14 protein-coding genes and 1 tRNA gene are annotated in these 14,718 nt (G+C 36.7%); 6 read left to right on the plus strand and 9 right to left on the minus strand.

Translation table 11 applies throughout. The annotated features are described in order from the left end of the window. The coding region (locus ACKI4K_RS06860) for a sugar phosphate isomerase/epimerase family protein (protein ID WP_407423561.1) at positions 1-343 on the plus strand (343 nt) is incomplete at its 5' end. Here ACKI4K_RS06860 and ACKI4K_RS06865 read toward each other — a convergent pair. From ACKI4K_RS06865 to ACKI4K_RS06895, 7 genes are all read right to left on the minus strand, one after another. Beyond that, positions 340-2,661 carry a DEAD/DEAH box helicase gene (locus ACKI4K_RS06865; protein WP_407423563.1) on the minus strand — a complete coding sequence of 774 codons (2,322 nt, stop codon included), beginning with the start codon at positions 2,659-2,661 and terminating at the stop codon, positions 340-342. The genes ACKI4K_RS06860 and ACKI4K_RS06865 overlap by 4 nt on opposite strands. A gap of 150 nt (positions 2,662-2,811) precedes the next feature. Continuing rightward, the gene (locus ACKI4K_RS06870) at positions 2,812-4,359 is read right to left on the minus strand and encodes a Mur ligase family protein (RefSeq protein ID WP_407423565.1); all 1,548 of its coding nucleotides are present in this window, start codon (positions 4,357-4,359) and stop codon (positions 2,812-2,814) included. Positions 4,360-4,551: 192 nt separating this feature from the next. Beyond that, the gene (locus ACKI4K_RS06875; RefSeq protein WP_407423566.1) at positions 4,552-5,739 is read right to left on the minus strand and encodes an aconitase X; all 1,188 of its coding nucleotides are present in this window, start codon (positions 5,737-5,739) and stop codon (positions 4,552-4,554) included. A 5-nt stretch (positions 5,740-5,744) separates the two neighbouring features. Next, positions 5,745-7,076 carry a DHHA1 domain-containing protein gene (locus ACKI4K_RS06880; protein WP_407423584.1) on the minus strand — a complete coding sequence of 444 codons (1,332 nt, stop codon included), beginning with the start codon at positions 7,074-7,076 and terminating at the stop codon, positions 5,745-5,747. Next, positions 7,066-7,464, minus strand: a complete 399-nt coding sequence (locus ACKI4K_RS06885; RefSeq protein WP_407423568.1) for a 30S ribosomal protein S15 — start codon at positions 7,462-7,464, stop codon at positions 7,066-7,068. Before ACKI4K_RS06885 ends, ACKI4K_RS06880 begins: the two co-directional genes overlap by 11 nt. A 30-nt stretch (positions 7,465-7,494) precedes the next feature. Further along, the gene (locus ACKI4K_RS06890) at positions 7,495-8,046 is read right to left on the minus strand and encodes an XTP/dITP diphosphatase (protein ID WP_407423570.1); all 552 of its coding nucleotides are present in this window, start codon (positions 8,044-8,046) and stop codon (positions 7,495-7,497) included. Positions 8,047-8,081: 35 nt separating this feature from the next. Beyond that, positions 8,082-9,680 carry a bifunctional N(6)-L-threonylcarbamoyladenine synthase/serine/threonine protein kinase gene (locus ACKI4K_RS06895; protein WP_407423572.1) on the minus strand — a complete coding sequence of 533 codons (1,599 nt, stop codon included), beginning with the start codon at positions 9,678-9,680 and terminating at the stop codon, positions 8,082-8,084. Positions 9,681-9,759: 79 nt separating this feature from the next. Between ACKI4K_RS06895 and ACKI4K_RS06900 the strand changes: the two genes are divergently transcribed. Continuing rightward, complete coding sequence (locus ACKI4K_RS06900; RefSeq protein WP_407423574.1) at positions 9,760-10,263, plus strand: hypothetical protein; 504 nt, start codon at positions 9,760-9,762, stop codon at positions 10,261-10,263. Continuing rightward, complete coding sequence (gene cobT / locus ACKI4K_RS06905) at positions 10,256-11,323, plus strand: nicotinate mononucleotide-dependent phosphoribosyltransferase CobT (RefSeq protein ID WP_407423576.1); 1,068 nt, start codon at positions 10,256-10,258, stop codon at positions 11,321-11,323. The genes ACKI4K_RS06900 and cobT overlap by 8 nt, the downstream gene beginning before the upstream one ends. A 30-nt stretch (positions 11,324-11,353) precedes the next feature. Here the strand turns inward: cobT and uppP are convergent, their stop codons facing one another. Continuing rightward, on the minus strand, positions 11,354-12,187 hold the full coding sequence (gene uppP / locus ACKI4K_RS06910) for an undecaprenyl-diphosphatase UppP (protein WP_407423578.1): 834 nt from the start codon (positions 12,185-12,187) through the stop codon (positions 11,354-11,356). Between the two features lie 13 nt (positions 12,188-12,200). Further along, positions 12,201-13,124, minus strand: a complete 924-nt coding sequence (locus tag ACKI4K_RS06915; protein ID WP_407423580.1) for a branched-chain amino acid transaminase — start codon at positions 13,122-13,124, stop codon at positions 12,201-12,203. A 121-nt stretch (positions 13,125-13,245) separates the two neighbouring features. Here ACKI4K_RS06915 and ACKI4K_RS06920 point away from each other — a divergent pair. From ACKI4K_RS06920 to ACKI4K_RS06930, 3 genes are all read left to right on the plus strand, one after another. Further along, positions 13,246-13,317 (plus strand) — tRNA-Val (locus tag ACKI4K_RS06920). Positions 13,318-13,584: 267 nt separating this feature from the next. Next, complete coding sequence (locus ACKI4K_RS06925) at positions 13,585-14,412, plus strand: F420-dependent methylenetetrahydromethanopterin dehydrogenase (RefSeq protein WP_407423582.1); 828 nt, start codon at positions 13,585-13,587, stop codon at positions 14,410-14,412. Positions 14,413-14,494: 82 nt separating this feature from the next. After that, positions 14,495-14,718 (plus strand): C69 family dipeptidase (locus tag ACKI4K_RS06930; protein ID WP_407423586.1); only part of this gene is annotated, 224 nt, incomplete at its 3' end.

Raw genomic sequence — 14,718 nt, forward strand, 5'->3', positions numbered from 1 at the left:
AATTGAAAACATGCCGACATTTGAGGCCATGATTTACATGGACATGAAAAGGCTGGATGAGTTCCTCACAGAAAACGATATGTCCATGACACTTGACATCGGTCATGCAAACCATGTCGGATACTCCGCAGATGAGATGTATTTTGATTCGATTAAACACATACATATGCATGATAATTTTGGTGATGATGACTCACACCTTGCTTTAGGTGAAGGCTCTATTGATTTAAAACGTATCATCAATACTTTCGAGTCAAAAAAATATGATGGCATCTACATCATTGAAGTAAATGATGAAGATTCTATTAAAAAAAGTTATGAATACATAAAGAAAAACTTCTAAAGAAGTTTTTTTTCTTTAATCTCTTTTTTAAAATACAAATATTTAGAATCAATGACTTTTCTAATATTTTCAGCTGTTTTGTTACCAATTCCTTCAACTTCTTGAAGCTCCTTTTCAGAAGCGTTTATGATATTGGCTACAGAGCCGAAATGCTCAAGCAAATTTTTAGCATTGACCGGACCTATATTAGGTAATGATTCTACAATGAACAGCTGTTGTTCCAATAAGCTAACCGGTTTTTTATCTGTTCTTATTTGAACTGGAGTTCTTTCTCCATTTTGTTCTCTAATAGCTATTCTTTTAATCATTGCCGCAGTATCCTGTGCATTTCTAGTAGGAATAATGCTTATTCCAAAATCCAAGGCTATTGAAGCAATAGACCCCCGAATGGCATTTGCATTAACCATACCTCCGTATAAGTCATCACCTTCAAGAATCAAAACAGGCTTTTTGAATTCTTCAGATAATTCTCGGGCCTGCTTGAACAATCTTTTATCGATTATGGAATCAACGAAATCTTTTGCGGTCTTCCTCTCAATAGCCACTTCATCACTAACCTGATAATCGGCAACCGCCATCGATTGAACCTTAACGTCAATTTCCATTTCTGTCAAATGTCTAATTACCTTCGAATTACCCTCACGCGAATCGGCATAAACTATTGGAAAATCATTCTCTTTTTTAGGCTTTTCAATGACCCTGACCTTCTTTTCATTCTCCATTCTCAAAAGTGCTGTAGCATTCAATTCCTCCAAAACATCAGGGTCTATTAACTGGTTTTTCATGCTGATCTCCTTATTGACTGAAGACCAGTAATAGCCTTCATCCCTTGTGCCATTGGTTATAAGGACTTTTACACGACCTGTTCTTTTACGGCCTGTCCTGCCCCTTCTTTGAATCATTCTAACTTCGGATGGAACAGGCTCATATAAAATAACCAAATCAACGGCAGGAATATCTATACCTTCCTCCGCAACACTGGTTGACAAAAGCACGTCATATTCTCCCATCCTAAAAGATTTAATAATGGCCTTTTGCTGTTTTTGAGTTAAACCCTTTTCACCATCTTTAGTGGCCTGACCGAAGAATTTAGCAGATTTTATTCCTTCCTTTTCAAGTTTTTGATGAATCATTTCAAGAGTGTCACGATATTGTGTAAATACAATAATCTTTGATGATGATTCATCTTCCTTATCTGTAAATCTTGTTGATTGGAGTTTAGTTTGACCATCAAGGGAACCCAATTCTTTTTTAAGAATCTTAGTAAGTTCTCTTAATTTAGGATGTTCCCATCCATGTTTTTCAGCTTCTTTTGCAAGTTTCATTGCACGTGAAAAATTGTCATCCCACATCAATGATTTTGCAGCCTTGGTATTTTTTTTACGAAGCCTTGCAACATACCTGTTAAATGTTGAAACTCCCTGAGTTTCAATTAACTCCTGAGCATGCTGAATATTGATAACAGCGCTTAATATTGAAATTGCCTGGAATAAATCTTTATCCGGATTTGTAGTTCTTGCAATTTCGCCTTGAATCCTGCTTCTTGCTTTTAAAATATCAACTTTTCCAACAGCAACCGTCTTAATAACGCCCATGTTTTTTAAAGCCTTAAGTCTGATTTTTAGAGCTTTATCTATGTGAGTTTTTATTTTTTCCAATTCCTTGCTCATCTTGACTCTAACCCAATCTATTTCAACCGGATTAAAGTAAGGTTTTACATCACTGTCATCTTCCGTTTTAACAACAATGCTTTGAATATACAAATTTTGACAAACTTCCTTGATTTTTGCCTTATCGGAACCTGGAGAAGCAGTCAGACCTAAAATCAAATTGAATTTGGATTCCTGAACATATCTTGAAGCCAAATAAACATAAGAATAAGATCCCACACCATGGTGGCATTCATCAAAAACAACCAATGAAACACTACTCAAATCATAACGCCCGTTTAGCAAATCCGATTCAACAGTCTGCGGTGTTGCGCAAATGATTCTGGACTCCTCCCATCTTTTAACCCTATCATCAGTTTTAACGGCACCAGTTATGGAAGTGCAGGGCAGGGTTAAAAATTCTTTAAAACTAGCTTCATGCTGAATGGCCAGAGGTTTGGATGGTGCCAAAACAAGTACTTTAGAGTTTTTAACTTTATACAATCTATCGGCAGCTACCAAAATGGCTACAATTGTTTTGCCTAATGCGGTTGGTGCAACGACCATTGTATTACCATTCTTTAAAACATCCCCCGCAAGAATCTGCTGATAAAGTCTTGATTCAATGGAATTTTCCTTTATCAAAGGATGATTAATATAGCTCACCATGAATAAACCTCATATAGTTAAATCTGAAATTATGAAAAATATTCTACCAATACCCTTAATTAACATATTGGTTTTAGCATTTATAAACTGTTAGTGAGAGCATTTGAAAAGTAATCGAAAGTAGGCCAACAACTGTGCAAGTTTCATACATCATTCGGCCAAATCATGAATTACGGATTTGAACTTGGTGGCGGCTTCACCGATAGCCACTATCATTTCACAATCCAAATTCAATGCTTTTTTTATTCCATCATGAACATCTTTTTCATTGGCTCCAAGAGTGCCCTGTTTTTCAAACTCACTAATGTGGTTTAAAAATATCCTATCGTTTAATCTGGAATTCTCTTCCAATTTTTCCCTAGCTATCTTTTGGGATGCAGGTGATGCAGGAACTATAAATTTCGAAAATTTCAAAACACTATTGAAAATCTCCAAATCACCAACATAACCTGATTCGGATGAAACCGTAATGACAGTTGTAAAGTCTCCAAATAATTTTTGGAACTCCTTTAAAACAGTTTGAACACCTGCGGGATTATGGGCATAATCTACAAAAACGGTTTTTCCATTTACCTTATCCACTTTTTCCATTCTTCCTTCAACTCCGGTAAAAGTAGATACTGTTTCAAGTATTTTATCGTAAGGCAATTTTAAAAATTCGTGAGCTGCAATGATTACACCAGTGACATTATAAACATTATGAACCCCATCTATTGCCATTTTAACCTGCAATTTCCCTTCTGGAGTGTGTAAATCAAAAGTTCTATTAGTCAAATTCACATTTGTTGCAATGTAGTCAACCTGTGGAGTTGTTAAGCCACATTTGCAGAAGTAATAACCACAACCGGAAATAATCTCTTTAACAGCGAGCTCATTACCGCATACGCATTCCTTTATACCAATTGAATCCGGACGTTCATCAACACCAAAGGTAATGACCTCACCTTCAAAATTTAATTTTCTTAAAAGACCCATGATTGTTGGGTCATGGCCATTAACGATTAATTTTTTACCGTTTAACTCTTTAATGAATTCCGCCTTAACATTAGCGTAATCCATAAAGCTCCCCAAATCATTTAAGTGATCCGGAGTGATGTTTGTAATCAGACCTGCAGACATGTTTGTATTTTTAACTATTCGTTCAACAGTGCCTGGAACTCCAAATGTTCCCACTTCCAAAATACCAACTTCTGCATCTAATCTTGACTGTAAAATTGGAATAAATTCTGCGTTTCCTTGCATTCCTTCCAGATTATGTTCACAAGGAATGATTCCATTGTCTGCAGCTATCTTTTTAAGCAAGGTGGTTGAAGTGGTTTTACCATTGGTGCCTGTTATTCCAAATACTTCCTTTTCGGATTTGAAAATTTCAATTATATCTGTCAATTCCAAAATGGGTTTATTGATTCTTTTATACATCTCTGAATCCTTAGGCAAACTGGCTGGAGGAATAACATAATCGACTTTGTTAAAGAACGCGTCAGGTGTTTTGCCATAGAAAACATCGATGTCATAACCTTCAAGTGCACTTGCAAATCTGCAATCTCTTTTTTGAGTAATGTCAGTGGCAATTACATTAAATCCTCTTTCTTTAAGTATTCTAGCTATTAAATTACCATTAGCTCCGCAAACACCAATTACACCAAAGGTAGTGTCTTTTTTAAAGTCAGATTCATTCATATTTCCTACTTCCTTCATCCAAACATGTCTTAAATCAGCGATAGTAACATATGTCCAAATAATTTAATAATCCTGCAACGGACCAGCTATCATTTCCGGCACCAACTACTAAATAATTCATCAACAATTCATCACATCAGATTAGTATAATATATAGAGTTTATTCAATTTAAAGTTTTAAAATTTTAAAAAAAGTAATATTGAGAAAACCTATTCAAATTGAATAAGATTTTCCACATCATTATAAACAACATCCAATCCACACATTGATGGAACATAGTTTGCTGCTTTTGCTGAATTCACACCAATCACCTCAAAGCCCATATCCTCAATAGGAGCTACGACCATGCAGGTATCACAGACAACATTTCCGCCTGCATTCTCAATGGTTTTGGTATATCCCATCCTATCAGCTGTTGCCTTTACGCTGACTGATGTGCAAATCCATAATTTGTTTTTAATAGTTTTACCCTGAACAATGTTAGCTACTCTTTTAATTTCTTCAAGTGATGCGTGAGGACATCCTAAACAAATTAAGTCAGGTTCTCTGTCAGTTGTAGATAAATCTTCACGAGTTTTTAATATTTCCTTTTCAGAAATAAACATCATATCCTCAACATCTTCAACACCTGCCTGTTTATATTCCGGAGTAACGTTTTCCATATGATAAAGAGCAACTGAACCGGATGAAGCTAAAGCTGCACCTAATGTTTTTAAATCATTATTATCAGGAGTATTCTTAAGTTTAAAGTATGGAACACCACTACCTACAACTTTACCGATTATATAACCTAATGCACCAAAATCAGCACCTCTTAACTCGGTTGTAACATTGACAACCAAATTGGCTTTTCTATTGCGGTCCAAATGGAAACCATATAAAGGAGTTTTACCAACAATTGCTGCAGCCAATGCTGCCGGACCTCCTTCACGATTTGTTCTAGCTCCAATTACAGAATTGACATAAGCTACAGCAGATGATTCAGACCAGGACACATGATCTGCAAATCTTGGAACATTACCCACCAAATAAGGAGTGCATGTACAGGTTTTAGAAATTCCAAGTTTTCCATAAGCATCAACTATCTTATTTTGTTTGATGGAAAACTCTTCTGGAAAACCTAACTCTTTCCAATTATCCAAATCAGTTCCAGGGGGATTTAAGGATGCATTAACACTTGCAACACCCAAACCATCACTGGCCAAATCTTCCAGATACTCCAATCCGGCTTCCCCAATAGTCTTATAGGAAACACCAGATACCTGTGCGGAAGTAATGTCAACTAATTTAGAAGCACCGTAAATATCTCCAAGTGCGACTAGGATATCCATGCTTTTTCTAATGGTCTCTCCAAACTCACCATCACACATTTGTTCTTCTTTTTTAGTTAAAAACATATTAATCAGTTATTCAATTGATATTCAACCATTTCATTTACAAGGTTCAAGAAATTATCCTTACTTTCATATGGAATCATTGCACCTGCAGCAATGTCATGACCTCCGCCCTGTCCTCCAAAATTGTTTGAAGAATCCTGTAGGGCCTTTCCGAGGTTAACGCCACGAGCAACCATTTCCCTTGTTGTCCTGCCGGAAACTTTAATATCCTTATGAAGTCTTGATAGGCCAATTACAGGTTTGGAATTGTCCAATAATTCCACAGACAAACCAATACTTGCTATTGTTCCCATTACAGATTTCAACACTTTATCTTCAGAGTATAGATATTGGATATCTGAAAGCTGAACTGCACCTTCACGTTTAACCCATTCAAGTCCTTTAACGATTTGGTCACGGTATTCCCTCTGCAGTTTTAAAGCAGCATCAATAGCCTGCCCTTTCTCGCCGAGAGCTATGCTTAAACCCAAACCCTGTTTTTTGTTCTTGCCGCATGCATCAAGAATGTATGAATATTCCTCCAAATCACGCAACAGGGGAACTTCTCTTGGAACGGTATAGCAATCCCCAAAAATATCCGGATTAATGCTAATAAGCGCATCTTTCAAAAGGTCCTTTTCCTCATCTTCCAAATCTGTGAATTTGATTCCGTAAGACAAGTTCATTTTCTCCAAAAATTCCTGAGCACCTTCCAAATCTCCACTAATGCCAGGGAGAGGTGGTGAAAATGTATAAGCGAGGGATTTGAAAATAGGTTCGGAAGATTTAGATACGATTTTCAAATCTTCATGAATTTCCAAAACACCACTTTCCAAAGCATCGTTAAGAATTAAACGATTAACACCTGTGAACCCGCTTTGTCCTTGCATATCACCAAAAGCACCAATTAAAGCAAAGTGAGCCAAATGTTCTTTTCCAAGACCACGAACAATCAAATAACTTGAACCTGCACCGGATAGATCTTTACTGCCATCGATGTCAAAGATATGGGGATTCAAATGAACCACATTGCTTTCTGATTCGGTACCATCAATTTGATGATGGTCAGCGATGATTACATCCTTTTTATAGGTATTGAATTCCTTTACGAATGCACTTCCCATGTCTGAAAAGATAAATAAATCATAGCTTTCATGCCTTAGCTGATTCACAATATCTGCCTTAAGACGTGGAATAATGGTAGTGTGGAACTGAACGTTCTCTTCAGCCAAAGCATTAGCTATCACTGCCGCTGATGAGATTCCATCAGCATCGTTATGAGAAATTATTCTTATAACACTATCCTTTTCAATATGCTCTTTGAGCATATTAGTAGCTTCTTCAGCCCTATTTAACAAGGAGTGCTGCTTCTTTTGGATTGTATCTCCAACCTTCTGGTAATTTTCCTTCATTTACGTAATAAGAAGCTAATTTTCTGATTCTGGATTCGATAATGGTTAAACCTCTTTTAGAGTGTAAATCCTTAGGATTTTCTTCCAAGTGATCCCTGATGTTAACAGCTCTTTTGATTAAGTTTAATAAGTCTTCTGGGTATTCTCCAGCCTGACCGTTCCTTTCTAAAATTTCAGTGATTCTTTCACCGGTTACATCTTTTACAGACGGAATTCCGTATTGGTCACTTAATATAATACCGATTTCGGAAGTACTTTTACCTTCTTTGTTAAATTTCAAAATCATTTCTTCAATTTCTTCGTCACTATAAGTTACCCATTCTGGTCTTGCCATAATATAACCTCTTTATAAATTTTTAAATAATTATTCTTGATTAGAATACCATTCAATAAATTTTTTTAATGAATTCTTTCTATGTGAAAATTGGTTTTTCTCATCAGTTGTAAGTTCACCGAATGTCTTACCCTCACTTGGAACATAAAACAAAGGATCAAAAGCAAATCCTAAATTTCCTCTCTCTTCAACTGCGATTTCACCTGACACCTTGCCTAAAAAAGTCTTGGGCTCAGAATTGGGGGCACAGTACCCAATAACTGACCTGAATTCGGCATAACGGTCATCAGTATCTGTCAATAGCTTTAAAATTCCTTGATTTCCTATGGTATCTTGAACATAGTGTGAATAGACCCCAGGAAAATCATTTAAAGCTTTAATGAATAAACCAGCATCTTCAACAATCACAGGTCTTTCAAGCTTACGACAAGCATATTTTGCGCCTGATATGGCCACTTCCTCAAGAGTTCCTTGAGGTTCTGTGTAACCCAAATCAATATGCTCCAACTTAATGTCATAATCTTTGAAAATATTCTCTGCTTCTTTAACTTTATGTTCGTTACCAGTTATAAATGTTATCATAAAAATAGTATATTATAAATTTTTAATATAGTTAACTAATGAGTATATCTTCCACGGGATTCAATATCAGATATTGTATTTACAATTGATTCATTACCATATCCTTTTAAAACAAAATCAAAGTATCTTAAAGCAAGATTATAGTCAATACTTTGCAGGGACTTTTTTAAAACAAGCAAATCAACAGCCTTATCTTCATTAAGGTTAGAATATCTTCCAAGTCCGAAATCAATGAAAACAAGATTGTCATCCCGAAGCAGAATATTTGATGTGGTAATGTCTCCATGAATGATGTCTGCTGAATGAAGCTTTGCAATCTCTTCACCAATCCCGAATGCCAAATCATCATTTATAACATCCTTAAGCATCGGCCCATCAATCTCTTCCATGACAATAGCCTTATTTTCCAAATCGATATCATACAAAACAGGAGTCCTTACACCGGCACGCTTTGCATCAGACAATAGCTTGGCTTCCTCTTTTGTTCTTGCCCTTCTGATTTTATCATCGATTTCTCTTATCCTATATCCTTTAGGGATTCTGTCTTTCAAAACGGCATTTTCGCCCAAATAACTGGTTTTAACAATATTGGACTCCGCACCTTTGGCTATCAAATCATCACTTAATTTCAAATAGGATTTTGAATTGTCAATCCACGGAATGTCCACCTCATCTGTTCTGAATTTCTGTATGATTCCAGTTTGGGACAAATCCATAGGGCCAAATTCCTTACACATCAAAAGGCCCAGCCATGCAATCATGACTCCATTGTCACCACATAGCTTCATTTCTGGCATGTAGAATTTGGCTCCATGCTCTTCAGACATTGTCCTGAGCATTTCACGCAATCTTGAATTGGCAGAAACCCCACCGCAGAGCATCACTTCATCCTTTTGTGTGTGGGATAATGCCCTCTCGGTTACTTCAACAAGCATGGAAAAGGCGGTTTCCTGAAGTGAAAAGCAAATGTCCTCCATAGGAGTTCCCTTTTCAGCTTCCCTTAAAGCGGCAGACAGCAATCCTGAAAATGAAAAGTCCATGCCTTTTACAACATAAGGCAGGTCTATGTATGAACCTTCCCCGGCCAATTTTTCTATTACTGGCCCTCCGGGATGTCCCAAGCCGGTTTCACGGCCGAAATGATCAAGACAATTGCCGATGGCTATGTCTAAGGTTTCGCCAAAAATCCTATATCTCCCGCTTTCATAGGCAATTACCTGACTGTTTCCACCACTTACATAAAGTGATACCGGATTGACTGCACCAGTATCAAGCTTTCCAACTTCAACATGACCAATACAGTGATTAACACCAATTATAGGCTTATTTAATGATAATGCTAAACTACGGGCTGAAGTTGCGACAATCCTTAAAGCAGGACCGAGTCCAGGGCCCTGTGAAAAAGAGATTAAGTCAATGTCAGAATAATCGAGACCTGACTCTTCAATAGCTTGGGGAATAAGCTCAGGAATCCATTTGGCATGATGTTCTGCGGCCAGTCTTGGATGTATTCCCCCCTCTTCCGGGAACAGCTGTTTTCCAGCCATGGCTAATATGTTCCCATCACCATCAACAATACCTACACCGGTCTTTTCTGCAGTCCCTTCAATCCCCAAACTTATCAAGACAATCACTAAAAAATTTAATTAATTACTATATTACTAATTAAGAATATAAAAATATTTTTTAAATTAAAAAAACATAAGTGAAAGTATGGGATTTTATAGTGCTAATACTCCAGAACAAAAAAGAGTTAAAAAACTGACTGGAGACATCAATATAAGTGATATGTTTAAAAATGAATGCGAAACAAGAGGAATTCCAATTTACAATGCTTACAACATTCAAAAAAGATTATTGCATGAAGTGGAGCAGGAGCAGCTTCATGGAGTTAAGGAAGTTGATGACAGGCTAATGGAATTGCTTGATGAAAGGTCAAAAAACAAGGTGACACACAGATATGTTGACTTCATTTCAAATGAAGACAGTGCTTCAAGAGGAGTGATACCTCCGAGAGGAGATGAAAAAACATCTCTTCCTCCAAAAGACCAGATTAGAATTCCGCCAAGAGCAAGAGATGGCCAAACATTCCAAACAGATGATGAACTTCCAGAAATTGAAATGTTAAAGAAAATTATGCTTCAAAACAAAAAAATTATTAACCAAAATAAAATTATTATTGATTTACTGAAAAAACAGGGTGAAAAGGATGATTGATGGAGTCACAACTTATGGTTCAACCGATTTGGTAGAAAAATTGCAAGAATCCAATGATGCAGTATTTTTGCTTACTATCGGAACAACCGATACCTCATTGATGGATGGCATTTCAGGTGCCGGCCCATCTGCAGAACTAACAATATATACTCCTGCTTCAGATGCCGAATTTATGGTTTTGGGAGAAGTAAGATGTTGTGCTGCCCCAGCTGAAACTGTAGTGGGTGATGCGGCAGCACCAACTCCTGCAAGACTTACAAAAGCATCACTTCAACTTGCAGAGGTTCCTTTTGTTATTCTTGATGCAGGATCTAAAATCAAACCCGATTTAGAATATGTAAGCCTAGGCAAAGAATATGGAAGGGACATAAGAACTGGAAAAGGAGTTCTTAATCCGCTTGAGATATTTGAAAATGCAAAAGACTTAGGTGCTGAGCTATCAAGAAGACATGAAATTCTTATAATCGGTGAAAGTATAGCGGCAGGAACCACAACCGCTTTAGGAGTCCTAAGAGCACTTGGCTATGACGCCAATGAAAAAGTAAGCGGAAGCATGCCACACAATCCTCATGACATGAAAACAAAAGTGGTGGATGAAGGACTGAAAAACGCAGGCCTTGACCCCAAAAAAGATGAAATTGACGCCATCCAAGCAATAGGAGCAGTAGGGGATCCAACATTGCCGGCAATAGCGGGAATAGTTTTAGGTTCAGAAATTCCAGTAATATTGGCTGGAGGAACACAAATGGCCGCAGTATGCGCAATCATAAAGAACATACAGCCTACCTTCGATTTTTCAAGAATCAATTTGGCCACAACAGTTTATGTTGCAGGCGATGAAACTGCAGATTTATTTGGTATCTTAAAGCAGATAGATGATAACATCGCTGTAAATGTAGTTGACCCGAGATTTGAAGAATCCGAACATGACGGATTGAAAAATTATCTGAAAGGATTCGTTAAGGAAGGTGCCGGAGCTGGCGGAGCAATGTTTACAGCACTGGTTTTAGGAAATTCCGTCGATAAATTAAGAAAAAAAATAGAAAAAGTATGTAAATAGAGATTTAAATAATCTCTATAAATCTTATTTTTAGAATATATGGGCTATTGAACCCATGAATACTATTATGCCTACGGCCCAACAATAGTATGAAAATATATCCAAACTTCTTTTTTGAATTAAGTCAAGCATCCATTTAATAGCTGCATAACCTGCAACAAATGCCGCAACAAAACCTAAGATTATAGGTAAAAAATTCGCATCCATTGCAGAACCAATATCCTTTACCTGCAATAGGAAAGCACCCAAAATAGCTGGAATTGATAATATGAAACTGAATTTGGCTGCAAACTCCTTATCCAATCCAATTACAAGTCCTGCTGCAATGGTAGTACCTGAACGTGAAAGGCCCGGCAAAATTGCACATGCCTGACCTAAACCCATAAATAATGATTCCTTGGCACTGACATTATGGAAATTTATCTCGCCACTGGTCATTCTTTGGGATAAGTAAAGGATAGTACCGGTTACAAATAAAAAGAATGCGGGAACATAAAGCGCCCCGGAAAATAGTGCATCTACAGAGTCTTCAAACAATACTCCGACGAGGCCAACAGGAATAGTAGCCAATATTACATACCATGCAAGTCTTTTATACGGGTCCTCATGAAAGCCTTGCTTAAACCTTCCTTGAAGAAGATCACCGATGCTTAACCACCATGATTTAAGCATTTTGATAATATCTCCTCTAAAGAACCATAAAACTGCAAGCAATGATCCCAAATGAAGAAAAGTATCAAAAGCAAGAGAGCTTTCAACACCCAAAATATTTTGAATAAAGACCAAATGAGCTGAGCTACTAACTGGCAAAAATTCAGTCAATCCCTGAACAATACCAATTATAATCCCTTGAATTATATTCATAGACTACACCAGATTAAATGTAAGATAACCAACCGTATTTATCTTCAACTTTAGCTTCAACAATATCAAAGAATGCAGTTTGTATTTTTTCAGAAATAGGCCCTCTTCTACCGATTCCTATGGTTCTGTGGTCAATAGACCTGATTGGAGTAACTTCTGCTGCAGTTCCTGTGAAAAATACTTCATTGGCTGCATATAATCTTTCCCTTGAAATTACCTCTTCAACAACCTCATAACCTAAATCACGAGCTATGGTCATGACTGAATCCCTTGTAATACCTTTGAGGTTAGATGAAGACATTGCCGGAGTGAACAATTTTTCACCTTCAACAAGGAAAATGTTTTCTCCGCTACCTTCTGATACATGGCCTTCATAGTCAAGCATGATAGCTTCATCATATCCGTTGTCAATAGCTTCAAGTTTAGCTAATTGGGAATTCATATAGTTAGCACCACATTTAGCAAGTGCCGGGAAGGTATCCGGTGCCGGTTTTCTCCATGATGAAATACCAATATCCACACCGTTTGCCATTCCTTCTTCGCCTAAATATGATCCCCATTCCCAAGCGGCAATAACCACGTTGACAGGACAGTTAGTAGGATCCACACCAAGTTCCCCATAGCCTTTAAATACAATAGGACGTATGTAGCAACCGTCTAAATCATTGACACGAACAGTTTCTAAAATTGCTTCTTCAATTTCTTCTTGAGTATAAGGAATTTCAATTTTATAAATTTTTGCTGAATCGAATAAACGTTGTACATGCTCTTTTAAACGAAATACACCAACGCCGTTTTCATTTTTATATGCACGTATTCCTTCAAAAACACTTGTACCATAATGGACAACATGAGAAAGTACATGAATATTTGCATCTTTCCAGTCCACCATGTTTCCATCAAACCATATTTTATTAGCTGTGTCATCCCAAGCCATTTTATCACTTCAATTTTTTAATTGTGATAATAACTATATAGTTATCTTTATATAAATTTTTACTAAAAAATATGAATAACCGAAATGTTTATATAAGAACAAAACCATAATAATATTTGTTGGTTCCGTGGTCTAGTGGTATGATACCTCCCTTACAAGGAGGGGATCACGAGTTCGAATCTCGTCGGAACCACTCATTCTAATTTTTAAGATTTTTAAAATTTCTTGCTAAAATGCTCATCATTTTTAGGTGATTTTTTCTAAAAATTTAACAATTATTAATATTATTTTCTCAAAAAATTTCTAAATAAATGGAAGATTGTATATAATTTAACTTATTTTATTAAAATAATGAATAATATTCATTAAACTGATTAATAAATTGTTTAAAAAGGATAAATAATAAAATTTAAATAGTTTTTGAATTAAAATTATAAATATCGAAAAAGGAGACTTAATTATGGTAGTTAAAATTGCTATTATTAAAAGTGGTAATATTGGTCCTTCACCAGTAATTGACCTATTGTTAGACGAAAGAGCAGACAGACCAAATATCGATGTAAGAACATTTGGATCTGGAGCAAAAATGAACCCAGAACAAGTAGAAGACGTTGTTCCTAAAATAGACGCTTTCGAACCTGATTTCGCAATCTTCATTAGCCCAAACCCAGGTGCACCTGGACCAGCAAGAGCAAGAGAATTATTATCTGAAAAAGACATCCCTGCTATCATCATTGGTGACGCACCAGGTAAAGGTAAGAAAGATGAAATGGACGAACAAGGATTAGGTTACATTATCGTAATGTCTGACCCAATGATTGGTGCAAAAAGAGAATGGTTAGACCCAACTGAAATGGCAATCTTCAACTCCGACATCTTAAAAGTATTAGCAGAAACAGGAGCATTAAGATTAGTCCAAAAAACCATTGACGGCGTAATCGAACAAGCCGAAGCAGGCGCAATCGAATTACCTAAACTCATAATTACTGCTGAAAAAGCTGCAGAAGCTGGTGGATTCGCTAACCCATACGCAAAAGCAAAAGCTATTGCTGCATACGAAATGGCTGGATCCGTTGCTAACTTAGACATGAAAGGTTGTTTCATGACTAAAGGTTTCGAAAACTTCATCCCATTAGTAGCTGCTGCTCACGAAATCGCTGCATGCGCTGCTAAATTAGCACAAGAAGCAAGAGAAATCGAAAAAGCAAACGACACTGTTTTAAGAACCCCTCACATGAAAGAAGGAAACCCAGGTTGTAAAACAGACTTAATCTCAAAACCAGAATAAGTAGCATCCCTGCTACTTTAATTTTTTTCTTTTTTTAAACAAAATTTTCATAAAAATAGCTGATTTTCTAAACCATTACTACATTAAAAAAAGAGGATATGAAAAGGTTTCAATAGAAGATGTTTCTCAGATTTACCGTAATAGGTATGACGGAACAGAATATTCGCCGGATGAAACAGGTAGGGGAGACATGAGAGTAATTGGAAGTGAAACTACTTTAAGTGCCCATATTGTACAGGTGTTCCCAAATCTTCCAGCCGAAATGTCATGTGTTAGTTGGATCAGTTCCGGACCGCCGGTTTATGG

The organism is Methanobrevibacter sp. (genome assembly GCF_045644645.1).
Classification (GTDB): Archaea; Methanobacteriota; Methanobacteria; order Methanobacteriales; family Methanobacteriaceae; genus Methanocatella.

Excerpts from the sequence above, each read along its gene's own strand:
- ACKI4K_RS06875 (WP_407423566.1), bottom strand. The coding sequence starts at position 5,739 with ATGTTTTTAACTAAAAAAGAAGAACAAATGTGTGATGGTGAGTTTGGA.
- ACKI4K_RS06885 (WP_407423568.1), bottom strand. The coding sequence starts at position 7,464 with ATGGCAAGACCAGAATGGGTAACTTATAGTGACGAAGAAATTGAAGAA.
- ACKI4K_RS06915 (WP_407423580.1), bottom strand. The coding sequence starts at position 13,124 with ATGGCTTGGGATGACACAGCTAATAAAATATGGTTTGATGGAAACATG.
- ACKI4K_RS06900 (WP_407423574.1), top strand. The coding sequence starts at position 9,760 with ATGGGATTTTATAGTGCTAATACTCCAGAACAAAAAAGAGTTAAAAAA.
- ACKI4K_RS06870 (WP_407423565.1), bottom strand. The coding sequence starts at position 4,359 with ATGAAGGAAGTAGGAAATATGAATGAATCTGACTTTAAAAAAGACACT.
- cobT (WP_407423576.1), top strand. The coding sequence starts at position 10,256 with ATGATTGATGGAGTCACAACTTATGGTTCAACCGATTTGGTAGAAAAA.
- ACKI4K_RS06925 (WP_407423582.1), top strand. The coding sequence starts at position 13,585 with ATGGTAGTTAAAATTGCTATTATTAAAAGTGGTAATATTGGTCCTTCA.
- uppP (WP_407423578.1), bottom strand. The coding sequence starts at position 12,187 with ATGAATATAATTCAAGGGATTATAATTGGTATTGTTCAGGGATTGACT.
- ACKI4K_RS06865 (WP_407423563.1), bottom strand. The coding sequence starts at position 2,661 with ATGGTGAGCTATATTAATCATCCTTTGATAAAGGAAAATTCCATTGAA.
- ACKI4K_RS06890 (WP_407423570.1), bottom strand. The coding sequence starts at position 8,046 with ATGATAACATTTATAACTGGTAACGAACATAAAGTTAAAGAAGCAGAG.